At 39.0% G+C, this 25791-nt stretch carries 25 protein-coding genes; 19 read left to right on the top strand and 6 right to left on the bottom strand.

The features are described from left to right. On the top strand, positions 1-251 hold a 251-nt coding region (locus tag HMPREF0013_RS13820; protein WP_005802838.1), incomplete at its 5' end, for an IS30 family transposase. A 175-nt stretch (positions 252-426) separates the two neighbouring features. Here the strand turns inward: HMPREF0013_RS13820 and HMPREF0013_RS13825 are convergent. Continuing rightward, positions 427-1263, bottom strand: a complete 837-nt coding sequence (locus tag HMPREF0013_RS13825; protein WP_002119749.1) for a pyruvate, water dikinase regulatory protein — start codon at positions 1261-1263, stop codon at positions 427-429. Positions 1264-1410: 147 nt separating this feature from the next. Here HMPREF0013_RS13825 and ppsA point away from each other — a divergent pair, with 147 nt between their 5' ends. The 12 genes from ppsA (at position 1411) to alr (ending at position 13832) form a co-directional block, all read left to right on the top strand. Next, on the top strand, positions 1411-3798 hold the full coding sequence (gene ppsA, locus HMPREF0013_RS13830; protein ID WP_005803576.1) for a phosphoenolpyruvate synthase: 2388 nt from the start codon (positions 1411-1413) through the stop codon (positions 3796-3798). Positions 3799-3862: 64 nt separating this feature from the next. Beyond that, the gene (locus HMPREF0013_RS13835) at positions 3863-4618 is read left to right on the top strand and encodes an RDD family protein (RefSeq protein WP_002119677.1); all 756 of its coding nucleotides are present in this window, start codon (positions 3863-3865) and stop codon (positions 4616-4618) included. Between the two features lie 316 nt (positions 4619-4934). Continuing rightward, entirely contained in the window at positions 4935-5987 is a 1053-nt protein-coding gene (gene cyoA / locus HMPREF0013_RS13840) for a ubiquinol oxidase subunit II (RefSeq protein ID WP_002119579.1), read from the top strand. 3 nt (positions 5988-5990) lie between these two features. Then, positions 5991-7982, top strand: a complete 1992-nt coding sequence (gene cyoB / locus HMPREF0013_RS13845) for a cytochrome o ubiquinol oxidase subunit I (protein ID WP_005068497.1) — start codon at positions 5991-5993, stop codon at positions 7980-7982. 4 nt (positions 7983-7986) lie between these two features. Beyond that, a complete protein-coding gene (gene cyoC / locus HMPREF0013_RS13850) occupies positions 7987-8607 on the top strand; it encodes a cytochrome o ubiquinol oxidase subunit III (RefSeq protein ID WP_002119759.1) in 621 nt (206 codons plus the stop codon). Then, entirely contained in the window at positions 8607-8936 is a 330-nt protein-coding gene (locus HMPREF0013_RS13855; RefSeq protein WP_000094534.1) for a cytochrome o ubiquinol oxidase subunit IV, read from the top strand. The genes cyoC and HMPREF0013_RS13855 overlap by 1 nt, the downstream gene beginning before the upstream one ends. Before the next feature lie 10 nt (positions 8937-8946). Continuing rightward, positions 8947-9825 carry a heme o synthase gene (gene cyoE / locus HMPREF0013_RS13860; protein ID WP_002119614.1) on the top strand — a complete coding sequence of 293 codons (879 nt, stop codon included), beginning with the start codon at positions 8947-8949 and terminating at the stop codon, positions 9823-9825. Positions 9826-10006: 181 nt separating this feature from the next. Then, on the top strand, positions 10007-10390 hold the full coding sequence (gene rpsF / locus HMPREF0013_RS13865) for a 30S ribosomal protein S6 (protein WP_002119610.1): 384 nt from the start codon (positions 10007-10009) through the stop codon (positions 10388-10390). Positions 10391-10401: 11 nt separating this feature from the next. Continuing rightward, a complete protein-coding gene (rpsR, locus tag HMPREF0013_RS13870; protein WP_000090661.1) occupies positions 10402-10629 on the top strand; it encodes a 30S ribosomal protein S18 in 228 nt (75 codons plus the stop codon). Between the two features lie 8 nt (positions 10630-10637). After that, positions 10638-11084: a 50S ribosomal protein L9 gene (gene rplI, locus HMPREF0013_RS13875; RefSeq protein WP_000382591.1), complete on the top strand. Its 447-nt coding sequence runs from the start codon at positions 10638-10640 to the stop codon at positions 11082-11084. Positions 11085-11283: 199 nt separating this feature from the next. Further along, entirely contained in the window at positions 11284-12729 is a 1446-nt protein-coding gene (dnaB, locus tag HMPREF0013_RS13880; RefSeq protein WP_002119718.1) for a replicative DNA helicase, read from the top strand. 32 nt (positions 12730-12761) lie between these two features. Then, positions 12762-13832, top strand: coding sequence for an alanine racemase (alr, locus tag HMPREF0013_RS13885; RefSeq protein ID WP_002119694.1), 1071 nt, complete (start codon positions 12762-12764; stop codon positions 13830-13832). Positions 13833-13893: 61 nt separating this feature from the next. Here alr and HMPREF0013_RS13890 read toward each other — a convergent pair whose 3' ends face one another. The 4 genes from HMPREF0013_RS13890 to HMPREF0013_RS13905 are packed head-to-tail and all read right to left on the bottom strand — an operon-like array spanning position 13894 to position 17596. Beyond that, complete coding sequence (locus HMPREF0013_RS13890) at positions 13894-14628, bottom strand: proteasome-type protease (RefSeq protein ID WP_002119721.1); 735 nt, start codon at positions 14626-14628, stop codon at positions 13894-13896. A gap of 16 nt (positions 14629-14644) precedes the next feature. Then, on the bottom strand, positions 14645-15424 hold the full coding sequence (locus tag HMPREF0013_RS13895) for a transglutaminase family protein (RefSeq protein WP_002119692.1): 780 nt from the start codon (positions 15422-15424) through the stop codon (positions 14645-14647). A 2-nt stretch (positions 15425-15426) separates the two neighbouring features. Then, complete coding sequence (locus HMPREF0013_RS13900) at positions 15427-16023, bottom strand: alpha-E domain-containing protein (RefSeq protein WP_002119585.1); 597 nt, start codon at positions 16021-16023, stop codon at positions 15427-15429. Positions 16024-16045: 22 nt separating this feature from the next. Beyond that, positions 16046-17596, bottom strand: coding sequence for a circularly permuted type 2 ATP-grasp protein (locus HMPREF0013_RS13905; protein ID WP_005803585.1), 1551 nt, complete (start codon positions 17594-17596; stop codon positions 16046-16048). Positions 17597-17821: 225 nt separating this feature from the next. On the opposite strand from HMPREF0013_RS13905, the gene HMPREF0013_RS25210 reads away from it, so the two are divergent. Then, positions 17822-18829 carry a helix-turn-helix transcriptional regulator gene (locus HMPREF0013_RS25210; protein ID WP_002119763.1) on the top strand — a complete coding sequence of 336 codons (1008 nt, stop codon included), beginning with the start codon at positions 17822-17824 and terminating at the stop codon, positions 18827-18829. 373 nt (positions 18830-19202) lie between these two features. On the opposite strand, the gene mnmG is transcribed toward HMPREF0013_RS25210, so the two are convergent. Further along, positions 19203-21083: a tRNA uridine-5-carboxymethylaminomethyl(34) synthesis enzyme MnmG gene (gene mnmG / locus HMPREF0013_RS13915; protein WP_005803587.1), complete on the bottom strand. Its 1881-nt coding sequence runs from the start codon at positions 21081-21083 to the stop codon at positions 19203-19205. Positions 21084-21315: 232 nt separating this feature from the next. On the opposite strand from mnmG, the gene HMPREF0013_RS13920 reads away from it, so the two are divergent. The 5 genes from HMPREF0013_RS13920 (at position 21316) to purH (ending at position 25771) form a co-directional block, all read left to right on the top strand. After that, positions 21316-21546: a hypothetical protein gene (locus HMPREF0013_RS13920; RefSeq protein WP_002119672.1), complete on the top strand. Its 231-nt coding sequence runs from the start codon at positions 21316-21318 to the stop codon at positions 21544-21546. A gap of 154 nt (positions 21547-21700) precedes the next feature. Continuing rightward, complete coding sequence (gene prmA, locus HMPREF0013_RS13925) at positions 21701-22606, top strand: 50S ribosomal protein L11 methyltransferase (protein ID WP_002119634.1); 906 nt, start codon at positions 21701-21703, stop codon at positions 22604-22606. A 12-nt stretch (positions 22607-22618) separates the two neighbouring features. Further along, the gene (locus tag HMPREF0013_RS13930) at positions 22619-23464 is read left to right on the top strand and encodes a zinc-ribbon and DUF3426 domain-containing protein (protein ID WP_002119660.1); all 846 of its coding nucleotides are present in this window, start codon (positions 22619-22621) and stop codon (positions 23462-23464) included. 377 nt (positions 23465-23841) lie between these two features. Continuing rightward, positions 23842-24111 carry a DNA-binding transcriptional regulator Fis gene (fis, locus tag HMPREF0013_RS13935; RefSeq protein WP_001086304.1) on the top strand — a complete coding sequence of 90 codons (270 nt, stop codon included), beginning with the start codon at positions 23842-23844 and terminating at the stop codon, positions 24109-24111. Positions 24112-24196: 85 nt separating this feature from the next. Further along, positions 24197-25771 (top strand): bifunctional phosphoribosylaminoimidazolecarboxamide formyltransferase/IMP cyclohydrolase, encoded by a 1575-nt coding sequence (gene purH / locus HMPREF0013_RS13940; protein ID WP_025464122.1) that lies wholly within the window; start codon positions 24197-24199, stop codon positions 25769-25771. The last annotated feature ends 20 nt before the right edge of the window (positions 25772-25791 follow it).

The following is a 25791-nucleotide window of genomic DNA, read 5'->3' on the forward strand; positions in this document are numbered from 1 at the left end:
TAGATGTATATTTCTGTGACCCACATTCACCTTGGCAAAAAGGCACATGCGAAAATATGAATGGTTTAATTAGGCAATATTTACCTAAAGGGATTGATTTAAATCAGGCAGATCAGCATTATTTAAATCAAGTTGCCATGTCACTGAATACTCGTCCTAGAAAGGCGTTAGATTGGCTTACACCATTAGAGAAATTTGCTCAGCTTGTTGATTATCATATGGCTTTTGAAACTGTCGCACCTCATGTTTGAATTCGCCGAGTTTCAAAATATCCACGGGTTTATAACCAATAAGAACCTTTTAATAACATTTTGTTTTATATTTAAAACTTTTATTTTTCACTAAGATATATGTATAAAAAAACCATTCAACTTATCTATAACTAATATACAAAAATTGAATGGTCAAAATAAGCATTTGATTAAATTAACCAATACGACGTTTTAATCCCGTCATTTGTAAAATACGTGTTGAAATCTCTTCAATCGACATTTCGGTCACGTTTAAATATTTAATGCCTTCTGAAATATAAATCCCTTCAATTGCTCTTAGCTCCATTTGGCATTGGCTAAAACTTGCATAACGGCTATTCGCTTTACGTTCACTACGAATTGCGACCAAACGCTCAGCATCAATCATCAAACCAAATAACTTACTACGATGAGCTCTTAATACTGCTGGTAACCGGTTATCATCTAAATCTTCTTCAGTTAATGGATAGTTTGCAACACGAATACCGAATTGAAGAGATAAGTAAATAGAAGTCGGTGTTTTACCCGAACGGGAAACTCCAATTAATATTAAATCGGCTTTGTCATAATGACGAGTACGTGCTCCATCATCATTATCAAGCGCAAAATGAACAGCATCAATACGGGCTTTATAATATTCAGAATCGGTTACCGCGTGGGTCTGCCCGACCAATGTTGTTGGTGGTGTCCCAAGCTCTTGCTCAAGTTTACTAATTAAGCCTTCAAAGACATCAAGATTAACTGCTTTAGCCGTATTAATAATCTCCCGCACATGCGGATCGACTAAAGTATCAAATACTAAAGGTAGGCAACCGTCTTTGGTTTGGCATCGATTAATCTCAACCACCACATCCATTGCCGCCTCTTCAGTTGTAATATACGGCATGATGTGAATATCAAAATCTACATTGGGAAATTGTGCTAATAACGAATGTCCAAGAGTCTCGGCAGTAATTGCAGTTCCATCAGAAATAAAAAAAACACTCCGCTTAAATTGTTTACTTTCTGACATTAAAATTCTCCTTAAACATTTGTCTTAGTGCTATATAATCTTTATAGTAAACTGATCTTACATGACTGTCGCTTAGTATAATTCTCAACTAAGCACTTTATTTTTATAATTTCATGCCAAGATAGACATTAATACTGCAAAAGTGGAGTGAAAACTTTGGAAGCGCGCGTAATCGGTCTAGAAAAATTAGGGAAACACGATGTCGAACTCGTAGGTGGGAAAAACTCATCTTTGGGTGAAATGATCAGCCATTTATCAAATGCTGGTGTATCGGTACCTGGTGGCTTTGCAACTACTGCTGCTGCCTATCGTGAGTTCTTAGACCAAAGTGGTCTTAACGCTCGAATTCAAGCAGAACTTGCTCAACTCAACGTCGATGATGTAAATGCTCTTGCAGAAACAGGTGCAAAAATTCGTCAATGGATTGTAGAGACTCCACTCACTGCAACCTTAGAACAAGAAATTCGCGCCGCTTTTACAGCACTTTCTAACGGCAACCCTGACATCGCGGTTGCCGTTCGTTCATCTGCAACTGCTGAAGATTTACCAGATGCTTCTTTCGCGGGTCAGCAAGAAACTTTCTTGAATATTCGCGGTATTGATAACGTACTTATTGCGATTAAAGAAGTGTTTGCTTCTTTATATAATGACCGTGCAATTTCTTACCGTGTGCACCAGGGTTTTGATCATGACATCGTTGCACTTTCTGCGGGTGTTCAGCGTATGGTTCGTTCTGAAACTGGCGCTGCGGGTGTAATGTTTACACTTGATACAGAATCTGGTTTCCGTGATGTTGTATTTATCACTGCATCTTACGGTTTAGGTGAAATGGTTGTACAAGGTGCCGTTAACCCAGATGAGTTTTACCTATCTAAACCATTATTAAATGCAGGAAGACATTCTGTTTTACGTCGTAACCTTGGCTCTAAACACCAAAAAATGATTTATGGTGAAGAAGGTTCTGCGGGTAAATCTGTTGTTGTTGTTGATGTTGAAAAACAAGACCGTCAACAATTCGCTTTAAATGACCATGAGTTACAAGAGTTAGCTAAACAAGCGCTTATCATTGAGCAGCATTACGGTGCTCCAATGGATATCGAATGGGCAAAAGACGGTGATGACGGTCAAATTTATATTGTTCAAGCCCGTCCTGAAACTGTAAAAAGCCGCCAAAATGTAGGCACTATGGAACGCTACCTTCTCAAACAAAGAGGTACTGTTCTTTGTGAAGGTCGTTCAATTGGTCAACGTATTGGTTCTGGTAAAGTCCGTATTGTTAATTCAATTAAAGAAATGGACAAAGTTCAAGAAGGCGACGTTCTTGTATCAGATATGACCGATCCTGACTGGGAACCGGTAATGAAACGTGCTGCTGCAATTATCACTAACCGTGGTGGTCGTACATGTCACGCAGCAATTATTGCACGTGAACTTGGTGTACCAGCGATTGTTGGTTGTGGGAACGCAACAGAAGTATTAACTGATGGCCAGGAAGTAACTGTTTCTTGTGCTGAAGGTGATACAGGTTTCATTTACGAAGGTGCTTTAGATTTTGAAGTTCAACGCAACTCAATCGAATCTATGCCTAAGCTTTCGTTCAAAATTATGATGAACGTAGGTAACCCTGACCGTGCATTTGACTTTGCTCAAATTCCAAATGAAGGTATTGGCCTTGCTCGTCTTGAGTTCATCATTAACCGTATGATCGGTGTGCACCCTAAAGCCCTACTCAACATTGATAGCCTACCTCGTGAAACTCGTGCTGCGGTTTTAACTCGTACAGCGGGTTATGCTTCACCTGTAGATTTCTATGTTGAAAAATTGGTTGAAGGTATTGCGACTCTTGCTGCTGCATTTGGTGACAAGCCAGTTATCGTTCGTATGTCTGACTTCAAGTCAAACGAATACGCAAACTTAATTGGTGGTAAGTTATACGAGCCTGAAGAAGAAAACCCAATGCTCGGTTTCCGTGGTGCAAGCCGTTATGTATCTGATAATTTCCGTGATTGTTTCGAATTAGAATGTCGCGCACTGAAGAAAGTTCGTGATGAAATGGGTCTAACCAATATTCAAATCATGATTCCTTTTGTACGCACAGTATCTGAAGCGAAACGTGTTATTGAATTACTTGCACAAAATGGCTTAAAACGTGGTGAGAACGGCTTAAAAGTAATCATGATGTGTGAATTACCAACTAATGCCTTGTTAGCTGAACAATTCTTAGAGCACTTCGATGGTTTCTCTATTGGTTCTAATGACTTAACTCAGTTAACGTTAGGCCTTGACCGTGACTCAGGTATTGTTTCACACTTATTTGATGAACGTGATGCAGCTGTTAAAGCTCTTCTTTCAATGGCAATCCATGCCTGCCGTAAAGCAGGTAAATATGTAGGTATCTGTGGTCAGGGTCCTTCAGACCATCCAGATCTTGCAAAATGGTTAATGGAACAAGGTATCGAATCTGTCTCTCTTAACCCAGACTCAGTTTTAGATACATGGTTCTTCCTTGCTGAAGAAAAAATCAAGCAAATCTAATATGTTATAAAAAAAGGCCCATCCGTGGGTCTTTTTTCATCTTTAGAATAGAGAATTTTTATTTATGCAAATTTACTTGGCACGTAATAATCAACAAGCTGGGCCTTATACTTTAGAACAAGTAAATCAAATGTTGGCTAGCCAACAAATTTTGTTAACTGATTTAGCTTGGCATGAAGGCATGACAGAATGGAAAGCTTTAGGAGAATTAACCCAAGGTAAACTTGTATATCAACCTATCGGTTATTCTGTACCTACAATAAACACGAATACATCAACTAATGAAACTATTCGTCAAATTCGTGTAGAACCTAAAGTTCATGAACTTGCGTCTATTCCGGCTCGGGCTTTAGCAAAAATTATTGATTTATTGCTTTGGTTACCAATCGCTGCAATTCCTTCTTTTTTCTTTAATGAAGCTCAATATAAGCAATTATTCGAGCTGCAAAAACAGATGCAATCTGCCGAAGTCGCATCGACTAAAGCTGCAGAATTGCAACAACAACTTTTTACTTTAATTCCAATAGAAGCTTGGCATTCAATGCTTCTTTACGTCGTAATTATGCTTGCAATTCAAGCCGTTCTTTTAACAAAGTTTGGTCAGAGTATAGGTAAGAAAATCGTTGGAATTAAAATTGTAGATGCTGAGGACAATAGCAAGGTTAATTTAACTCGCATCTTCTTATTAAGAAGTATTGTTTTTATCATATTAAACTTACTGTTTATGCCGATCAGTACAATTATTGACTATGCTTTTGCATTAGGACAAAAGCGACAAGCTTTACATGACAAAATTGCAAGAACAAAAGTGATCAAATGATAGTGAATGACTCATTCATTTAATGTCTAAAAAAAGAGGAGGCACCCTGCCTCCTTTTTTCTATAGTGAGTTGATATTTAAATAAAAGCTCTATTGAAATTAGATACCCTACAAAAAAAATCGGGTTTTAAAACAATTATTTCAGCCTACTTTATGTATAGCTTAGTTTGTCGATATGAGGCATAATGCCCTACAACGTAGCGGTGTCATATAATTGAGAAGTCTAAATTTAAGGATTAGCGTTCTCAATCATGCGACACTTTAATCGCTATCCCATATTTAATTAGGGAATGGGACTCTTCACCGAGGTTGTAAAATGAGACAAACGATTTTAGCTGTATTGTCTTTATCAACGCTTGCCGCACTTTTGACTGGGTGTGGTGGTGATATGGTACTTCTAAACTCTAAAGGTCCAGTTGGTCAAGGTCAAAGTGACCTTATGATGACTGCGATCTATTTAATGTTACTTGTGGTGATTCCTTCAATCATCATGGCATTATGGTTTGGTTGGAAATATCGCGCGTCAAATAAAGATGCAGACTATAAACCTACATGGGCACACTCAACTGCAATTGAAGTTGTAGTATGGGGTATCCCTGTCATTATTATTGGTATTTTAGCTTGGTTAACTTGGTGGGGTTCCCACAAGTATGACCCATACCGTCCTTTAGAATCAGATAAAGCACCTTTAACTATTCAAGTTATTGCTGAACAGTTTAAGTGGATCTTTATTTATCCTGAACAAAACATTGCAACAGTTAACGAAGTACGTTTCCCTGAAAAAACTCCGTTAAGCTTTAAAATCACTTCTAACTTTACAATGAACTCATTCTTCATTCCACAGTTAGGCGGCCAGATTTATGCAATGGCAGGTATGCAAACTCACCTTCATTTGTTAGCAAATGAAACTGGTGTATATCGTGGTTTCTCTTCTAACTACTCAGGTTACGGTTTCTCTCAAATGCGTTTCAAGGCGCATAGTGTTACAGAGCAACAATTCAACGAATGGGTAGCAGCGGTTAAAGCAGGTAATGGTTCAACCATTAACCCAGAAGCAGTTCAAAAAACTACGCTTGACCAAGCTGAATTGGCAACCTTACGTGATGGTAACCGTTCTAAGCATCAGATCGAGCATTTAGTAAATCGTGCTAAAGCTGCTGGTGATGAAAAAGCAGTTGCTGAAGCTGAAGCTATGAAACCGTTCCCGACTAAGCCACACCCTGTGACTTATTACTCTACTGTTGAGCCTAAATTGTTTGAAACAATTATCAACCACTATATGAGTAACTATCATGGTGTTGACCACTCTGCTGAACACGCAACAGCTGACACTCATGCTGCAGCTGAACACGCTGCTCAAGGGGAATAAGACATGGATATGATTTTTGGTAAACTGGGTTGGGACTCTATCCCGACAGAGCCAATCGTACTTGTCACCATGGTCCTTATGGCAATTGGTGCAATTGCAGTGCTTGGCGGTATCACCTATTTCAAAAAATGGGGATATTTGTGGAACGAGTGGTTTATTACGGTAGACCATAAAAAGATTGGTATCATGTATATCATCGTATCTGTTGTCATGCTTCTGCGTGGTTTCGCCGATGCGATCATGATGCGTTTACAACTTTTCCTCGCTAAAGGCGGCGGCGAAGGTTATCTACATCCTGACCACTATGACCAGATCTTCACCGCACACGGTGTAATCATGATCTTCTTCGTAGCAATGGGTCTCGTTGTAGGTATGATGAACATCTCTGTACCTTTACAGATTGGTGCTCGCGACGTTGCTTTCCCATTATTGAACTCTTTAAGCTTCTGGTTATTCGCTGGTGCTGCTGGTTTGATGATGCTTTCACTTGTGTTAGGTGAATTTGCTGCGACTGGTTGGATGGCTTACCCTCCTCTATCTGGCATTCAATATTCTCCTGGTGTAGGTGTTGACTACTATATCTGGGCACTTCAGGTTTCTGGTCTAGGTACGCTTTTATCTGGTGTTAACTTCTTCGTTACTATCATCAAAATGCGTGCACCTGGCATGAAATTAATGGACATGCCTATTTTCACGTGGACTTCACTTTGTACGGCTGTATTAATCATTGCATCATTCCCTGTATTAACAGGTACACTTGCAATGCTTACTCTAGACCGTTACTTCGGCTTCCATTTCTTCACAAATGAGCTTGGCGGTAGCCCAATGCTTTATGTGAATTTGATCTGGACATGGGGTCACCCTGAAGTATATATCTTGGTATTACCAGCATTTGGTCTATACTCAGAAATCGTTGCAACCTTCTCTCGTAAAGCGTTGTTCGGTTACAAGTCTATGGTGTATGCAACTATCGCGATTACTGTTCTTGCGTTTGTTGTATGGCTTCACCACTTCTTCACTATGGGTGCTGGTGCGAACGTTAACGCGTTCTTCGGTATCATGACCATGGTTATTGCGATTCCTACTGGTGTGAAAATCTTCTCTTGGTTATTCACTATGTATAAAGGTCGCATCACCTTTACTACTCCAATGTTATGGACGCTTGGCTTCCTTGTAACATTCGGTATCGGTGGTTTAACTGGTGTACTTATGGCTGTTCCACCTGCGGACTTCTTGGTACACAACTCATTATTCTTGATCGCTCACTTCCATAACGTAATTATTGGTGGTGTGGTGTTTGGTATGTTTGCCGGCATCATTTACTACTGGCCAAAAATGTTTGGTTGGAAGCTCAACGAAGCATGGGGTAAAGCTGCGTTCTGGTTCTGGTTCTTCGGTTTCTATTTTGCATTCATGCCACTTTATATCCTTGGTTTCATGGGTATGACTCGTCGTTTGAATACATATGACAACCCTGAATGGGATCCGTACCTTGCGATTGCATTATTTGGTGCTGTTCTTGTTGCGATTGGTATTGCATGTTTCTTAATGCAAATCATCGTTGGTTTCTTACAACGTAAAGACAACATGGACCTTACTGGCGATCCATGGGATGCTCGTACGCTTGAATGGGCGACCTCTTCCCCTGCTCCGTTCTATAACTTTGCGCATGAACCAGATGCAAGCGGTATCGACCGTTTCTGGACTGACAAAGAAAATGGTGTAGCATACGCACGTAACACTAAATATGAAGACATCCACATGCCGACTGATCGTGCTGCTGGTTTTGTCATTGCAATGTTCATTACTCTTCTTGGCTTTGCACTCATCTGGCATATTTGGTGGCTCGTTGTTGTTTCATTCGTTGCAGCTGTTGTTAGCTTGATCGTAAGCTCATTCACTAAGAATGTTGACTACTACGTTCCTGCTGCTGAAGTTGAGCGTATTGAAAACGAACGCTATGCTTTACTTGAAAAACACTTGAAGAAGGACTAAGGAAATGGCTGAAGTACTTCATCACGACAACCACGGCCATGACGGTCATCATGAACATGATGATACCGACTTAACGGTTTTTGGTTTCTGGACATACTTGATGAGTGACTTGATTCTTTTCGGATCACTCTTCATTGCGTTCGCTGTATTAAGCAGTCATGTTCCAGCAGGCACTCCAAGCGCATATGACCTATTCCATGACTCATTAGGCTTCGTGTTAACTGAAACATTTGCCTTATTGATTTCATCGGTAACCTTTGGTTTTGCTGTACTTGCATCTTATAAAAAGAATGTAAATCAAGTTATCACTTGGTTATTTATTACATTCCTTTTTGGTGCATCGTTCATTGGAATGGAAGTCTATGAATTCCATCACCTTGTACATGAAGGCCACGGTCCAACTCACAGTGCATTCTTATCATCGTTCTTTACTTTGGTTGGTACGCACGGTATCCACGTAACTTCTGGTTTAGTGTGGATGCTTGTATTAATGTATCAAATCAAAACTAAAGGTTTGACTTTACCGAATACACGTCGTCTTGCTTGCTTAAGCTTGTTCTGGCACTTCCTTGACATCGTTTGGATCTGTGTATTCAGCGTCGTTTACTTACTGGGAGTTCTCTAATGAGTAGTCATGAGCATAATGCTGCTGGTGCGTCACACGGTAACTTTAAGCAATACACTGTTGGATTTATCCTTTCTGTTATCCTCACCATCATCCCTTTCGGGATGGTGATGGCGGGTGGTTTCAGTCGTGGTCTTTTAGTTACAGTGATTGCAATCACTGCGGTTGCTCAGGTTCTTGTACAACTTGTGTACTTCCTACACATGAATACATCATCTGAACAACGTTGGAATATGATTGCATTCATCTACACAATCCTATGTATCGCCGTACTTTTAATCGGTTCTGTGTGGATTATGAATTACCTTCACTACAATATGATGATCTAAACTGATTGTCATGTTGAGAAAATATCTATTCCTGACTAAACCAGGAATTCTCTTCGGTAATTTCATTACCACCTTGGGCGGCTTTTTCTTAGCCGCCCAAGGCTCTATAGACATCTTATTATTACTCCTCACCCTACTTGGAACAACTTTAGTTGTGGCTTCAGGTTGTGTGGTTAATAATGTTATAGATCAAGATATTGATACAAAGATGCAGCGCACTCAAAACCGTGCACTTGTTAAAAAAACAATCTCTCCTACTGTTGCGCTGATATATGCATTAGTGCTTGGAGTAATTGGTTTTAGCATTTTGTGGTTCGGTGTAAATGGTTATGCATTTTTGTTTGCAATGATTGGTTTTATTGTCTATGTCGGTTTTTATAGCTTGTGGACCAAACGTACTTCAATCCATCAAACCGTCATTGGTAGTATCTCCGGAGCGAGCCCTCCTGTTATTGGTTATACAGCAGTAACTCATCAATTTGATGTGGCAGCCTTGCTTTTGTTTTTAGCATACGCTTTATGGCAAATGCCTCACTCTTGGGCAATTGCAATTTATCGTTTTGATGATTACAAAAATGCGGGAATTCCAATTTTGCCTGTAGCACGTTCTATTTATCGTACGAAAATTGAATGTGTAATCTATATCCTATTATTTGCAGCTGTTTTGAATGGGTTATATTGTTTTGGCTATACCAATGTATTCTTTTTAATTACCTTTAATGCTTTGACTGCATATTGGTTATATTTATCAGTTATTGGATTTAAAGCCGAAAATGATCAATTGTGGGCTAAACGTTTTTTCCTGTACTCGGTCATATTAATTACCCTGTTAAGTTTGAGCTTTAGCTTTACCTATCAATCCCCTGCTCCAAATCTTCCTCTCTTTTAAACAAGAGAGGATTTCCTCTTTATAGTAAAGAAGTTTTACTTTTCTGATCAAAAGATTTGTTTTTAGTCGAACTTTTACCTATAATTCAGCCTTCGCAAATTTTGCGACATAACTTATTAAGTTATGACTCCTTGCTTCTAATTTTTTTATTAGGGGCTGTTTAAACCGTAAGGAGCTGACAATGCGTCATTACGAAATCGTACTTTTGGTACACCCAGACCAAAGCGATCAAGTTGTAGGTATGGTTGAACGCTATATCTCTCAGATCAAAGAAGCTGAAGGTCAAATTCACCGTTTAGAAGATTGGGGCCGTCGTCAATTGGCTTACCCAATTAACAAAATTCACAAAGCGCACTACATTCTTATGAATGTTGAATGTGGTCAAACTACGCTTGATGAGTTAGAAGAATTATTCCGTTATAACGACGCGATCATTCGTAACCTTATCATCCGTCGTGAACACGCAATCACTGAAGAGTCATTGCTTGCTAAGAGTGCTGAAGAAAAGCGTGCGCGTAAAGCTCAACGCGAAGAAGCACAGCAAGTTGCTCAAGAAGCTGAATAAGGAGAACATCAATGGCACGTTTTTACCGTCGTCGCAAGTTCTGCCGCTTTACAGCTGAGAATGTTGCGTACATCGACTACAAAGATATCGACACTTTAAAACAGTACATCACTGAAAACGGCAAGATTGTTCCTAGCCGTATCACTGGTACTAAAGCTCGTTATCAACGTCAATTAGCACTTGCTATCAAACAAGCTCGCTATTTGTCTTTGATTCCGTACACTGACAACCATAAGTGAGGTGATCTGTGGACGTTATCTTATTACAACGCATTAAGAACCTTGGTAAATTAGGCGATAAAGTATCAGTTAAAGCTGGTTACGGCCGTAACTTCCTTATCCCTCAAGGTAAAGCAGTTGCAGCTACTGAAGCTAACACTGCTGCTTTTGAAGCTCGTCGCGCTGAACTTGAGAAGCAAGAAGCTGAAGTTTTAGCTGCTGCTCAAGCACGTGCTGAACAATTGAACGAAGTTAACATCGTTATCACTGCTAAAGCTGGTGACGAAGGTAAACTCTTCGGTTCTATCGGTACTCGTGACATCGCTGACGCATTAACGAATGCTGGTCTTACAGTTGACCGTGCAGAAGTTCGTTTACCAAATGGCGCGCTTCGTCACACTGGTGAATTCAACATCGCAATCCAATTGCACCATGATGTTGTTGCAGAAGTTCTCGTTACTATCGTATCTGAGTAATTTCTCATCAAAAAAAAAGAGCATGCTTTTGCATGCTCTTTTTTTATGTTTCAAATTTTAAAATAAGATATATTAATTCCTGATCAGTTCTTCAGTTTAATTGGTTTTTTAATTAGGTAGTTTATTTAATTTTGTTTTAAGATAGTTCTCGGCTTTACAGCCTCTTTGTGTACACATTTCTTTATCATCAGGTCTAATTATGTCTCAGGCGAATGCCACTTCTTTAGCGCTTTCATCTCCAACAGAAAATAAAACGAGTGAATCAGGCCAACTTAAAGAGTTTCGCACTCCCCCACACAATTTAGCTATTGAACAAGCTGTTCTAGCTGCCCTGATGACAGTTGCAGAATCTTTCGAACAAGTTAATGATGTACTCAAAGAAAATGATTTTTACGCGACTCGCCATAAATATATTTTTCGTGCAATCGAGAAATTAGCACAAGAAAACTCACCCTATGATGCTGTCTTAGTAAGTGACTGGCTCTTAAAACAAAATTTACTTGATGCTATCGGTGGCGAAGAATATTTAATGCAGCTCATGGCTGACTCACCTTCAAGTTTCTATAACTTAGAAACTTATGCCACTAAAATTAAAGAGTTTTCTACGCTTCGTAGCATGATTAAAGTTAGTACTGAAATTTTGCAAAATGCTTATGACACGAAAGGCCGCGGTGTAAGTGAAATTTTAGACTTAGCTGAAACAAGTATTTTCTCATTAGCAGAACAGCACAATAACAATAAAAAAGATGCTGGTCCTAAATCTATTAGTTCTGTTACCGCAGACGTAATTAGTAAGCTTGATGAGCTTTCAAAATTAGATGGCAATATTACAGGTTTAACGACTGGCTTCTTAGAACTTGATAATAAAACATCTGGTATGCAACCTGGTGACTTAATTATCGTTGCTGCACGCCCATCAATGGGTAAAACTACTTTTGCCATGAATTTGGTTGAGAGTGTTTTGCAATATAACAAGTTACCTGCTCTGGTCTTTTCAATGGAGATGCCAGCAGACTCTATTGCGATGCGTCTTATTTCCGCAATGGGTAAAGTCCATCAAGGACATTTACGCTCTGGTAACCTCGATGCAGATGAATGGACCAAGGTGACTGGCACAATTTTGCAGCTTCAACAAATGCATCTATATATTGATGACTCATCTGCCCTACCTCCAACTGAACTTCGTGCCCGTGCTCGTCGTGTTGCCAAAATGCATGATGGTAAAATCGGTTGTATCATGGTCGATTACTTGCAGCTCATGAAAGTCCCGGGCATGGGTGATAACCGTGTAGGCGAGATCTCAGAAATTTCTCGTAGCTTAAAAGCATTGGCGAAAGAGATGCAATGTCCTGTTATTGCACTTTCTCAGCTTAACCGAAGTCTGGAAAACCGTCCAAATAAACGCCCTGTAATGTCCGACTTACGTGAATCCGGTGCGATCGAGCAGGATGCCGACTTAATTATGTTTATTTACCGTGATGAGGTTTATAACAAAGAGTCAAAAGAGGCCGGCACTGCAGAAATTATTATTGGTAAGCAGCGTAACGGTCCAATTGGTTCAGTTCGTCTTGCTTTTGAAGGTCAATATACTCGATTTAGTAATCTCTCTCCTGAGTATTACAGCCAATATGATGATGAAGAATAAGCTCTATCTCTAGCCCAAAGGAGTAAATGAGGGTGCGCCAAGCAACAGTTTATATTGACCGCAATGCACTTCAATATAACTTAAACCGTGTCAAACAACTCGCAACAAATTCAAAAATTGTAAGTATGGTAAAAGCCAATGCTTATGGACATGGAATCAAAGACTGTTTAGCAGCCTTAAATGCATCAGATGCCTTTGGTGTCGCCTGCCTACAAGAAGGTTTGGAAATTCGTGAATTAGGATTTCAACAACCTGTCACTTTAATTGAAGGGGTATTTTCTGAAGATGAAATGCCAATTGCAATTAAACAAAAATTTGAATGTATCATTCACCATCAACAACAGTTTGAATGGTTGATTAAACACAAACAAGCGTACATCAATCAAGGTTTAAAAGTCTGGGTTAAACTTAATAGTGGGATGAACCGGTTAGGTTTTAAAAATCCAGAAATTATTGAAGTTATTAAGACTTTAAAATCTGAAGGATTTACTTGTGTACTTGCAATGCATTTCGCAAATGCAGATGTAGACCATCCACTTAACGAGCAACAAAAACAACAATTTCTACAAGTTAAACAAGCTTGTGATCCAGTGTTAGCTTCTTGCTGTAATTCTGCTGCTATTTATAAATGGCCAGAGTTACATTTTGATTATGTTCGTCCGGGTATCATGCTTTACGGCGCCTCACCTTTTGCAGATCAAACAGTCCATGATCTTGACTTAAAACCAGTGATGACTTTTTCAGCAGAAGTAATTGCACTCAACCATATTCAAACTAATGAACATGTCGGTTATGGATCAACTTTCTGTGCCACTCAAGCAATGGATATTGCAATTGTTTCTATAGGTTACGGTGATGGTTATCCACGAGCTTATATTAAACCGAACTATGTCGCTATTGATAAACAACCCTGTGCGGTTGTAGGGCGAGTGAGTATGGATATGATTGCAATCGACGTGACAGGCATGAAAGTAAAATTAGGCACTCCAGTTGAACTCTGGGGTCCACATCGCTTAGTTGATGATGTTGCGGATGCAAACGGAACGATAGGATATGAATTACTCTGTCGATTAAGCAATCGCCCCACTCGTAAAAGTACTTAAATAATAAAATATAAAAAAAATCCAAGCATGCTTGGATTTTTTTTATTTAAACATTCAAAATTTATCGCCAGTAATCATCTGTAGGCTTTGGCATTTCCTGTAAACCCCGACGAAGAGTATCTGACCATTGTTTACTAATCTGTGAGAAATAAGGATCATCTTCGGTTATTCGTTTTCCCATGGGGATAACAAAGCTATCTTTAATGTAGACCAATGCATCAAGTGGTAAGCCAACAGAAACATTTGAACGCAAAGTCGAATCAAAAGAAATCAGGCTACAACGTAATGCATCATCTAGTGGCATTGCATAATATAAAGCTCGATCCAGAATAGGCTTCCCGTATTTACTCTCACCTATTTGAAAATAAGGTGTATCTGTAGTTGCGCAAATGAAATTGCCTTGTGGATAGACATTATAAAGTTGCATGTCACCACCCTTAATCTGCCCACCCACCAAAATACTACAGGCATAATTCATTTGTTCTTGAGTGTCCGAACTAATATCCTCTAAAACAGTTTTTAAGGTTTTTCCAATTAGTTCAGCCGCCTCAAACATCGTATTAACACTATATAGATTAGGCTCTTGCTGCAAAGTCAGGGCATTTTGCAAATGACCTATAACAGCTTGCGTTGTTGCTAAGTTACCTGCAGTTTGCAAGGCAATAAAACGTTCTCCGGTAACGCCGAAAGTATGCAGTTTTCGGAACACAGAAATATGGTCAACTCCTGCATTGGTTCTTGTGTCACTAATAAACACTAAACCTTGTTCCAATCTTAACGCACAACAATAGGTCATTTCATTCTCTTTACATTCAACATGCCAACACTTGAACCACAGACATCATGTTCTCAACTCCACCTTGCTCTCTTACGCCACGAATAGGTGCCACATCGAGATAGTCACGTCCTACTGCAAGGTAGATATGATGTTTGGGTGTAAACAACTGATTGCTTACATCAAAACAATACCACTGATTTTCTAAAAATACCTCCGCCCAAGCGTGACTGGCCAGGTGCGGATAGTTTTGATCAAATAGATAACCAGAGACATAACGTGCAGGTAATTGTAGCGCACGACACATCGCAATTAAAATGTGAGCATGATCTTGGCATACACCTTGTCCAGCTTGAAATGCTTCGATCGCAGTTGTCTGAACCGAAGTACTTTCAGGCTGATAAAGTATTTTCTGTAAGATATTTTCGCTTAATAATGCAATATGTTGTCGGTCTTTATTCACCACAATATTTTTTGCAAAGTCCAACATTTCCGTATCACATCGGGTTGCACCTGTCATCTGCAAAAACAAATTAGTAGGTGTAGAGAGATCTACACAACCTAGTTCTATATTTTGAAGCTCAACAATTCCTTGGGCCATAAATGTAAGATGTTGGTATGGATAACGCTGACTAGCCGTCATCCATACATTGTTAAATATATCTCTCTTTATTGTTTTATCACCCGGCACGCTAATTGCCCAATTCATAACATGTTGGTGAGGCGATGTTTGAGGCATCATTTTAATATACTGAATGCTGTTCCGAGCAGTTTCAGTATAGCTATAATGCGTTTGATGATTAACCATCAATTTCATAATCAGCCCTCAAACATATTTTCCAACTGCTGTGTAAAAGTATAGTAAGCGTCCCACATAAGTTGCTGCTTTAGCGCTTGCCAATTTTCATTTATATTTTCCCAATTCAAATTAGCGAGCTGTTGCACCACTATATCTAGCTCTGATATGAGAACAGATAAATCTTCTCCAAAACGCAGTTCTATATCAAATTGCTCTATTTTTTGGCCTAAATGCAAAAATAAACGAACGTCTTCATGTTCCACTTCTAGTATTTGCGTGCATTGTTCGACTGCTTTACTCAATGCATCAGGTTGAGCTTGAAGCGTATTAATCACATTATTTAATTCTGCATAAGCATGTGATGACAAAATACCTCTTAGTTCCTGAATATTATCTTTAGCAATAATGAGCTGGTTCAGTAATGAAAATGTTTGCTTCTTGTCTAACATATAGTGATTTAGTAATTCAGCATTTTCTATGACCAAACCAAATGCTGCTGCAAATCTTGTTGCTTTCTCATCTTCTGTAAAGGGTAAATGAGAGGCTGCAAATTTAACTCGCATCAAATATCGACCCAACCAATATATTTGATGCGCACTCGAATTGAGTAAAACCATAAAGTTCCTCTTTAACCCACAATCAGGAATGTAATGTTTCAACAACCCATGTATCTTTTATACCGCCACCTTGAGACGAATTTACAACTAAAGAACCCGCCTGCATGGCCACACGTGTTAAGCCACCAGGCACAATCTCTGTACGATAAGGTGAGCTCAATACAAATGGACGCAAATCAATATGACGTTCCGCTACTCCTCCCGTAGTTAAAGTTGGAGCGACAGATAAAGCTAAGGTAGGCTGCGCAATATACATATGAGGCATCGCAATCAATTTTTTTCTAAACTCATCAATTTCGCATGAGCTTGCTTTAGGTCCAATCAACATGCCATATCCGCCCGAACCTTGTGCTTCCTTAACGACTAATTGATCAAGATTAGAGAGTACATAGTCTAAGTGTTCTTCTTTACGGCACTGATAAGTGGGTACATTTTTTAGAATTGGTGTTTCATCCAAATAATATTGAATCATTTGATCTACATAAGGATAGATAGATTTATCATCAGCCACGCCTGTTCCAGGTGCATTTGCAATCACAACATTTTTTTGTAAATAAGCAGACATAAGACCTGCTACACCTAAAGCACTGTCTGGTCGAAATGCTAAAGGATCTAGAAAGTCATCATCTAAACGGCGGTAAATTACGTCTACTTTTTGACGCCCACGAATAGTTTTGACAAATACTTGATCATTTTCTACAAATAAATCCCGATTTGTAACTAATGGCACATCCATTTCACGCGCTAGAAAAGCGTGCTCATAATAAGCACTGTTAAAACGCCCTGGTGTTAGCACCACAATAAAGGGTTGATCTGCAGAAGAATTTTCTTGCAATATTTCTTTTAAAAGTTTTGGATAATGCTCAATCCCCTGTAAATTATTGGCTGTACATAGCTCAGGCATTAATTTCTGGCTAATATTTCGGCTCTCAATCATATAAGACACCCCAGAAGGTGTTCTCAAATTATCTTCTAATACAAAAAACTCCCCTTCACCATCACGGATAATATCGATCCCACTAATTTGTGAATAAATTTTTCCTTTTAAAGAATGTTTAAGCATATGGGGCTGGAAAGCATCATTTCCCATAATTTGTTCTTCGGGAATGATTTGTTCTTTTAAAATATGTTGTCCATGATAAATATCATCTAGGAAATAATTTAATGCTTTAACACGCTGTGCACAGCCTGAGGCAATTTTTTCCCATTGTTTTTTCTCGATTACTCTTGGAATTAAATCAAAAGGAATAGTGCGCTCCGTTCCTTCTTTATCGCCATAAACATTAAAAGTAATCCCATGATAAAGAAAATGCTGTTTTGCTTGGGTATTTAACTCCTTTAACTCATCTAAAGTACGGATGCTCAACCATTGTTCAATTTTTTTAGAAGCTGCACCATTTGATGTTACATCATCAAGCATCTCATTAAAGAACTGTGATTTGAGTTGCTCAAAGAAATTGGTTTGCACAGAAATATGTTCTAAAAAAGAGGTTGGGTTAATGAGTGCTGTTGTTGTCTGCTCTTGTATAAAAAAATCATTATCTAGATGTAATTCATGCTCTTGTTCTGACATAACCACCTCGTCTTATCATTTATCTATATTTCATTTTTAAATAAGCAATTTCAGTGCCACTTATATATCTGTAATACTTGTACGGCATCATTGTTATAACTTTCTTCTAAATCTTATCATCGTTTGCCCAATGGGCTATAAACTGAATCTGACAAACTTGCTAAATCTGTAAAGATTTTTTATTGTGTTGACACCAAAGCAATTGGATATAGATGTATTACGCTTATGTCTGTAATAGAAAAAGAAACTTCGAATAGTTTATATCGCCAATGGCAGATCTTGTCTCGCCTACCGACCGGCAAATGGATCGGGACTCGAGAATTGCAAGAAATGCTTGAGCGTGAAGGTATTGATATTAGTTTAAGGACTATTCAGCGTGACTTAAATCAAATTGCTCAGCGTTTTCCGATAGAGAGCAATAAAGCCGTACCTCAAGGCTGGCGGTGGCAATCCGATGCGCCTATTCAAAGCTTACCTCACATGACAAGTTCTCAAGCGGTAACCTTTATGATGGTTGAGGAGCACCTTAAGCACCTCCTTCCTCCGAGCCTGCTTGATGAGATGGGACCATGGTTCGATTTGGCCAAACGTAGTCTCTCTACTCAAAATAATGTGAGACAGTGGATTAACCGTGTACGTATTGTTCCGGCAAGCCAACCGTTAATTCCACCTGTAGTTGACCGAAATGCTCAACAAGCAATTTATGAAGGTTTGCTCCAAGACAAGCAAATAGAATGTGTTTATCGGGCACGGGTCAATCAGGGTGAAGACAGAACTTATGTTTTAAATCCTTTGGCTTTGGTACAAAAAGGTGCAGTCATTTATTTAATTTGCACACGACATGACAAAACTGAAGTTCAAACATTTGCTCTGCACCGTTTTAAATCAGCAAAAGTATTAGACAGTCGAGCACTGCATCCAGTTAATTTTGATATTGATCATTATATTGACTCAGGGGCTTTAGGCTTTAGAGTGGACTATAACCAACCAACTGAATCAATTCAGCTCACCTTAACCATGACAGAGCAAACTGCTAAAACCTTTTATGAAAGTCAGTTAAGTAAAGACCAAACGATTACTCCGCTTGAAGAAAATATTGTAGAAGTTTCAGCGACTGTACCTTTTACATCTCAACTAGTATGGTGGCTACGTAGTTTTGGTAAGAAATTACTGCATATTGAGCCAGTACAAGTACATAATGCTGTGCGAGAAATTGAAACTGAGAATAAATAGATATAAAAAAGAGAACCGTAAGGTTCTCTTTAGATTTTGAATTATAATTTTCTTAATTTTATATTGTTCTTATTTTTTTACTTGTTTCAGATCAATGTATTCTCCCCCACCAAAACTGATCTGCTCTTTCTTTTGCGCTATTTTGAACATGAGCATTGGCATGCCATTTCATATCCATTGTAGCGAATTGATTTCATTGTCATGGTTAAAGCCCTCTTGTTTGAACGTGAATTCAATATAACTGGCGGCTTAAAATATGTGAAATAAGAAAAAAAGGAAGCGAAATCTCTTTTCTTCCTTAGGAAGTTTCCATATATTTTTTGAATAGAAAATAAAAAAGCCCAATAAATGGGCTTTTTGTACATTTAAATGATTAAGCTGTTTTCTTAATCATATTGTTTTTACGAATTGTGATCATTACGAGTTGAACTGCTGCTGGCGTAACACCAGGAATACGGCTTGCTTGAGCTAAAGTTTCTGGAAGAACTGTTTTTAACTTCTGCGTGATTTCACGTGACAACCCAGACACGACATCATAGTCAAAGTCGGCAGGAATTTTAGTTTCTTCAAGACGCTTTAATTGAGCAACATCTTCATGCTGACGGTTAATGTAACCTTCATATTTCACAGCAATTTCAATTTGCTCACCCACTTGTTCTGAAACTTCAGAGCCAGTAAGTTCAGCAATTTGACCGAAGGTGATATTAGGGCGCTTAAGCAAATCAATCGCACTACATTCCTTACTCAAATCAGCACCCGTCATTTCAACGAATTTTTTACCCATAGGGTTATTTGGTGCTGCCCATAAATGTTGTAAACGAGAGGTTTCACGCTCAACCGCTTCCATTTTTTCGCAATAAGCAGCCCAACGAACATCATCAACCAAACCAAGTTCACGGCCAATAGAAGTTAAGCGCTGATCCGCATTATCTTCACGTAACATCAAACGATATTCAGCACGTGAGGTAAACATACGGTACGGTTCTTTAGTGCCTAACGTGATGAGGTCATCAACCAACACACCCATGTAAGCTTGGTCACGTTTAGGTGTCCATTCTTCTTGCTCCCACGCACGACGCGCAGCATTTAAACCTGCAAGTAAACCTTGGGCACCAGCTTCTTCGTAACCTGTTGTACCATTAATTTGACCAGCAAAGTACAAGCCATTAATCGCTTTAGTTTCAAGTGTAAATTTCAAAGCTTGCGGGTTGAAATAGTCATATTCAATTGCATAGCCCGGACGTAAGATATGGGCATTTTCCATACCACGAATTGAGCGTACGAGCTCGAACTGAACATCAAATGGTAAAGAAGTCGAAATACCGTTTGGATAAAGCTCATGTGTATCTAGACCTTCTGGTTCCAAGAATACTTGATGTGAGTCTTTATCAGCGAAACGATGAATCTTATCTTCGATTGATGGACAGTAACGCGGACCTACACCTTCAATAACACCAGTGTACATTGGTGAACGGTCTAAACCACCACGAATAATATCGTGGGTTTTTTCATTCGTATGCGTGATATAACAGTTTACTTGTTCAGGGTGCATAGAAGCATCACCCATGAATGACATGACTGGAGATGGGAAATCACCCGGCTGCGGAATCATGACTGAAAAATCAACTGAACGTGCATCAATACGTGGCGGAGTACCAGTTTTTAAACGTCCTACTGGTAATTTTAATTCACGTAAACGCTGAGCAAGTGCAATAGAAGGAGGATCTCCCGCACGACCACCGCTTGATTTTTCTAAACCAACGTGAATTACACCACCCAAGAATGTACCTGTAGTCAACACAACAGTTTTAGAATCAAAGCGAATACCCATTTGGGTAACAACACCTTTAACAGTATCGCCTTCAACAATCAGGTCATCAGCTGCTTGCTGGAAAATATCAAGATTTACTTGATTCTCCAAAGTATCACGAATGGCAGCTTTGTAACGAACACGGTCAGCTTGGGCACGTGTCGCACGCACAGCTGCACCTTTACGCGAATTTAAAATACGGAACTGAATACCACCTTTATCGGCAGCAAGAGCCATTGCACCGCCAAGTGCATCAATTTCACGGACTAGGTGAGACTTACCAATACCACCAATTGCTGGGTTACAACTCATTTGGCCCAAAGTCTCAATGTTATGGGTCAAAAGCAAAGTCTGTCGTCCCATACGCGCAGCAGCAAGGGCCGCTTCCGTACCTGCGTGACCGCCACCGATAACGATAACATCATAAACTTTAGGATAGTGCATGAGTACAAAAACACCAGAAAAAAAAGACGGAACATTATAGCAAAATTATCTGCTTATTGATGTACATAATTACAAAATTGTCTTCACATAATTTACGCTATGCCACATGATTTGACATTTTGTTTCATGAATTCAATACAAAGTGAATGTTTTTAAAATTAATTCATCTTAGAATAAAAAATGTACAGCACTTCTATGACTTTAAAATTAACGCAACGAGAAGGAATACAAAATGAAAACGACCATGTTAAAAATCTTAACTGCATCTCTAATTTGTTTTTCAGGCGTAACTTTTACCCATGCTGCTGACACGAGCAAAGCTGAAATGCAAAAACAAATTCGAGTCTGTGCAAAAAAACAGCAAGGTGAATGGGTTTCATACAATCACAACGGTGTAACCTTTAACGGTACTTGCCAACCAAACGAAAATGGCAAGTTACAATTTAAGGCCCCTGCTCCTTAATCTGTTTTGACATAGGTATAGAAGAAGTCATTTATTTTCCGCTATATCTCATCAGTATTTTCAAAGACGGTCCATTAAAGATGGGCCGCTTTCTTTTTTAAAATGGTCTAGTCCGCTACAATACGCCTTTAAATAAAATTTTTAGGTCCTTTTCGTGAAGTGGTTACAAATACACATTACCGTTGATCAAGAACAAGTTGAGTTCACAGAAACACTTTTAATGTCTCTAGGTGCGGTAAGCGTAACGCTGGATGATGCTGAAGATCAGGCTTTACTTGAACCATTACCGGGTGAAACACCTTTATGGAACAAAGTTATTGTGACAGGCATCTATCAACAAGACGAACAAGACCCAATTGATGTCGACACTTTAGAAGCTTTCTTAAAAGCTCAACTTCCAGATGTTCCTATGCGTCATGAAGAACTTGAAGATCAAGTCTGGGAACGCGCGTGGATGGATTACTATGAGCCAATTCAGATTGGAGAAAAGTTTTGGATCGTGCCTGAATGGCTAGAGCCACCAGAAGCAGACGCAACTAACATTAAGTTAGATCCAGGTCTTGCATTTGGTACAGGTAATCACGCAAGTACCTTCCTATGCTTACAATGGCTGGGTAAAACTGACGTTAAAGATAAAATCGTGATTGATTATGGCTGTGGTTCAGGCATTTTAGGCGTAGCCGCTTTGTTACTAGGCGCTAAAAAAGTATATGCCACAGATATTGACCCGCAAGCTGTTTTAGCAACGAAACAAAATGCAGAGCTTAATGGTGTATTAGATCGACTATATGTAGGTCTTCCTGAAGAGTTTGATCAAGAATTCAAACCTAAACAAGCCGATGTTTTAGTTGCAAATATTTTAGCAGGACCTTTAATGATGCTTGCGCCTGAATTTGCAAATTTAATCAAATCTGAGGGCGAGTTCGCACTTGCTGGTGTGATTGAAGAGCAAGTTGCTGATGTTTCACGTGTTTATTCTGAATTTTTTGATATATTAGATGTCGAAAAGCGCGAAGAAAACTGGTGTCGCATTTCAGGAAAACGTAAAACAATAAATTGAGATTTTTAACTCATGAATGAAAAACAAACCCGCTGCCCTAAGTGTTTAACAGTTTATAAAGTATCTCTTACTCAATTGACTGTCGCTCAGGGTATGGTTTGTTGCCCTAAATGTAATTCAAGCTTTAATGCCCTAACCCATCTAATCAATATTGAACAGCCAGTTATGGTCAACTCAACGACTCTAGCCAATGGTTCAATGCAGACAAGATATATGACGCATTCTCACGTATTAGATATCTTTGACCAAAAAGTAGAAAACTCTAATATTGATCTTTTAACTTACCTCAACAACTTAAATTACTTTCACAACGAACCTATTAATGCTCTACCAAACCTTAATTTAGCTGAGCAAGCATCCCCACAAGAACAAGAAAACAATAAAAAGCATAGTTGGCTTTACTATACGCTCTGGAGCTCTGCCAACCTTATTTTAATTTTAGTTTTTACTTTTCAAATTCTCTGGTTTAACCCTAAGCTCATGCATGCAAGCCCAACCGTTAGCCATGCATTTAATTACGTTTGCCAAATACTACACTGCAACAAGTCAGCAGAACTTTATCAACTTATCTATATAGAAAAGTTAAAAGTCCGCAAGATCGATGCGAACCATACCCAGTTCTCAGGCATATTGCTCAACCAGAATGATAAAAGTATTGAGCTTCCTAACCTAAAGTTGATTTTTGCAACAGAACCAGACAAAACAGAGGAAATCATATTAACTCCTCAACAATATCTAGTTGAAAACCTACGGGGTATTCAACGCATTCCATCAAACACTCCTTTCCGATTCCAATTTGAGCTAAACAAAAGCAAAAAAAGGCTAGTAAATTATCGATTAGAAATTGTCCACCCCTAAAATGTAAAAAAAGTGAAAAAAAAAATAAAAAAAAATGCAGTTAATTTGCTCACTTTTTCCTAGACAATGGTATGATACGCGCCACGAAAGCTTTGACTCATATACTCCTCGCTCTCAATCCAAAAAAAATACTGTTAAGCATGTGTGCTTTTCTACTTTAAGCGCATAGCCTAACTTTTTTTGTTTTTGAGGGGGCTGTAACAAATATTTAATTATTGTTACGCTTATTTTTTATTCAATACGAAGAAATATGGCAAGCTAATTGTTCTTATGTTTTAGAGTCACTGTTTTAGGATCTAAAACAGGACTCCGTATTTTTAGACCACATTTATATACTACTTTACCCAAGCTAGTATTTGATTTTCGGATTAACTCGCATGAATAGCAAATCTCCTATTTTTACTGCACAATCTGATGTTGCTCTTCGCATCCACGTGGATCGCGCAGTTCGCCATTATTTTGCACAATTGCAAGGTGAGCAACCATCTCAGGTATATGACATGGTGCTAGCAGAAATGGAGAAACCTCTTTTATCTGTAGTTCTTGAATATACACGTGGTAATCAAACGCGTGCTGCAGAAATTCTTGGACTCAACCGTGGCACTTTACGTAAAAAGTTAAAAGCTCACGGTTTAATGAGTGAATAAATGATAAAATGCTCACGACGTCGTGGGCATTTTTTTATGCTTATTGGTTTTAATCCGTAGACTTGAAATTGTTGAATTAAACATCATGACTATTAAACGTGCTTTGATTTCTGTATCTGATAAGACAGGAATTGTCGAATTTGCTCAAAACCTTGCAGCTCTAGGGGTAGAACTATTATCTACAGGCGGCACATATAAGTTGCTTAAAGATAATAATATCGCGGTTGTAGAAGTATCTGAACATACTGGCTTCCCTGAAATGATGGATGGTCGTGTTAAGACCTTACATCCAAAAATTCATGGCGGTATTCTTGCTCGTCGTGGTTTAGATGAAGCAGTTATGGAAGAACACAACATCGATCCGATTGATCTTGTTGTTGTAAACCTTTATCCATTTGCTACAACTGTTGCAAAACCTGACTGTACTCTTCCTGATGCAATCGAAAATATCGACATCGGTGGTCCTACAATGGTTCGTGCAGCTGCTAAAAACCATGCTTCAGTAGGTATTGTAGTTAATGCTTCTGATTACGACACTGTAATTAATGAATTAAAAACTGCTGGTTCACTTTCTTATGAAACGCGTTTTGATTTAGCAGTTAAAGCATTTGAACATACAGCTCAATACGACGGCATGATCGCTTCTTACTTAGGCGCTCGCGTTGGTCAGACCGAAGGTGAAGCTGACTTATTCCCTCGTACATTCAATACTCAATTGAACAAAGCACAAGATTTACGTTACGGTGAAAACCCACATCAATCGGCTGCTTTCTATGTCGAAGCTAATGCAAAAGAAGCATCAGTTTCTACTGCAAAACAGTTACAAGGCAAAGAATTGTCTTATAACAACATTGCAGATACAGATGCTGCACTTGAATGTGTTAAATCATTCGCAAAACCTGCTTGTGTCATCGTGAAACATGCTAACCCTTGTGGTGTTGCGGTTTCTTTAGACGGCATTAAAGCTGCTTATGATTTAGCTTATGCAACTGATCCAGAATCTGCTTTTGGCGGTATTATTGCATTCAACCGTGAATTAGACGTTGCAACTGCTCAAGCAATTGTAGAGCGTCAATTCGTTGAAGTAATTATTGCTCCATGTATTGCTGATGGCGTACTTGAAGTAACTGGCGCTAAGAAAAATGTGCGTGTTTTAGTATGTGGTGAGTTACCTGCAATTGATGCACGTGCACCGCAACTCGACTATAAACGCGTAAATGGTGGCTTACTTGTTCAAGATCAAGACTTGGGCATGATCACTAAAGATGATCTTAAAGTAGTTACTAAACGTGCGCCAACTGAACAAGAAATTGATGATCTTATCTTTGCTTGGAAAGTTGCAAAATATGTAAAATCAAACGCAATTGTTTATGCTAAAAACCGCCAAACTATTGGTGTAGGTGCAGGTCAAATGAGTCGCGTTAACTCAGCACGTATTGCTGCCATTAAAGCTGAACATGCTGGTTTGGTTGTTGAAGGTGCTGTAATGGCTTCTGATGCATTCTTCCCGTTCCGTGACGGCATTGATAATGCTGCTAAAGCTGGCATTAAATGCATCATTCAACCAGGTGGTTCTATGCGTGATGAAGAAGTAATCGCTGCAGCAGACGAAGCTGGTATTGCAATGGTGTTCACTGGTATGCGCCATTTCCGCCACTAATTTAAATTTAGTCCTCCCTA

The organism is Acinetobacter sp. SH024 (assembly GCF_000163635.1).
Classification (GTDB): Bacteria; Pseudomonadota; Gammaproteobacteria; order Pseudomonadales; family Moraxellaceae; genus Acinetobacter; species Acinetobacter pittii.

What these genes read in the sequence shown, in the direction of transcription:
- rpsF (WP_002119610.1), top strand. Translation starts at nt 10,007, where the DNA reads ATGCGTCATTACGAAATCGTACTTTTGGTACACCCAGACCAAAGCGAT.
- cyoE (WP_002119614.1), top strand. Translation starts at nt 8,947, where the DNA reads ATGTTGAGAAAATATCTATTCCTGACTAAACCAGGAATTCTCTTCGGT.
- rpsR (WP_000090661.1), top strand. Translation starts at nt 10,402, where the DNA reads ATGGCACGTTTTTACCGTCGTCGCAAGTTCTGCCGCTTTACAGCTGAG.
- cyoB (WP_005068497.1), top strand. Translation starts at nt 5,991, where the DNA reads ATGGATATGATTTTTGGTAAACTGGGTTGGGACTCTATCCCGACAGAG.
- HMPREF0013_RS13825 (WP_002119749.1), bottom strand. Translation starts at nt 1,263, where the DNA reads ATGTCAGAAAGTAAACAATTTAAGCGGAGTGTTTTTTTTATTTCTGAT.
- HMPREF0013_RS13900 (WP_002119585.1), bottom strand. Translation starts at nt 16,023, where the DNA reads ATGGTTTTACTCAATTCGAGTGCGCATCAAATATATTGGTTGGGTCGA.
- HMPREF0013_RS13855 (WP_000094534.1), top strand. Translation starts at nt 8,607, where the DNA reads ATGAGTAGTCATGAGCATAATGCTGCTGGTGCGTCACACGGTAACTTT.
- HMPREF0013_RS13895 (WP_002119692.1), bottom strand. Translation starts at nt 15,424, where the DNA reads ATGAAATTGATGGTTAATCATCAAACGCATTATAGCTATACTGAAACT.
- HMPREF0013_RS13835 (WP_002119677.1), top strand. Translation starts at nt 3,863, where the DNA reads ATGCAAATTTACTTGGCACGTAATAATCAACAAGCTGGGCCTTATACT.
- HMPREF0013_RS25210 (WP_002119763.1), top strand. Translation starts at nt 17,822, where the DNA reads ATGTCTGTAATAGAAAAAGAAACTTCGAATAGTTTATATCGCCAATGG.
- HMPREF0013_RS13930 (WP_002119660.1), top strand. Translation starts at nt 22,619, where the DNA reads ATGAATGAAAAACAAACCCGCTGCCCTAAGTGTTTAACAGTTTATAAA.
- HMPREF0013_RS13920 (WP_002119672.1), top strand. Translation starts at nt 21,316, where the DNA reads ATGAAAACGACCATGTTAAAAATCTTAACTGCATCTCTAATTTGTTTT.
- HMPREF0013_RS13890 (WP_002119721.1), bottom strand. Translation starts at nt 14,628, where the DNA reads ATGACCTATTGTTGTGCGTTAAGATTGGAACAAGGTTTAGTGTTTATT.
- dnaB (WP_002119718.1), top strand. Translation starts at nt 11,284, where the DNA reads ATGTCTCAGGCGAATGCCACTTCTTTAGCGCTTTCATCTCCAACAGAA.
- fis (WP_001086304.1), top strand. Translation starts at nt 23,842, where the DNA reads ATGAATAGCAAATCTCCTATTTTTACTGCACAATCTGATGTTGCTCTT.
- purH (WP_025464122.1), top strand. Translation starts at nt 24,197, where the DNA reads ATGACTATTAAACGTGCTTTGATTTCTGTATCTGATAAGACAGGAATT.
- cyoA (WP_002119579.1), top strand. Translation starts at nt 4,935, where the DNA reads ATGAGACAAACGATTTTAGCTGTATTGTCTTTATCAACGCTTGCCGCA.
- HMPREF0013_RS13905 (WP_005803585.1), bottom strand. Translation starts at nt 17,596, where the DNA reads ATGTCAGAACAAGAGCATGAATTACATCTAGATAATGATTTTTTTATA.
- mnmG (WP_005803587.1), bottom strand. Translation starts at nt 21,083, where the DNA reads ATGCACTATCCTAAAGTTTATGATGTTATCGTTATCGGTGGCGGTCAC.
- cyoC (WP_002119759.1), top strand. Translation starts at nt 7,987, where the DNA reads ATGGCTGAAGTACTTCATCACGACAACCACGGCCATGACGGTCATCAT.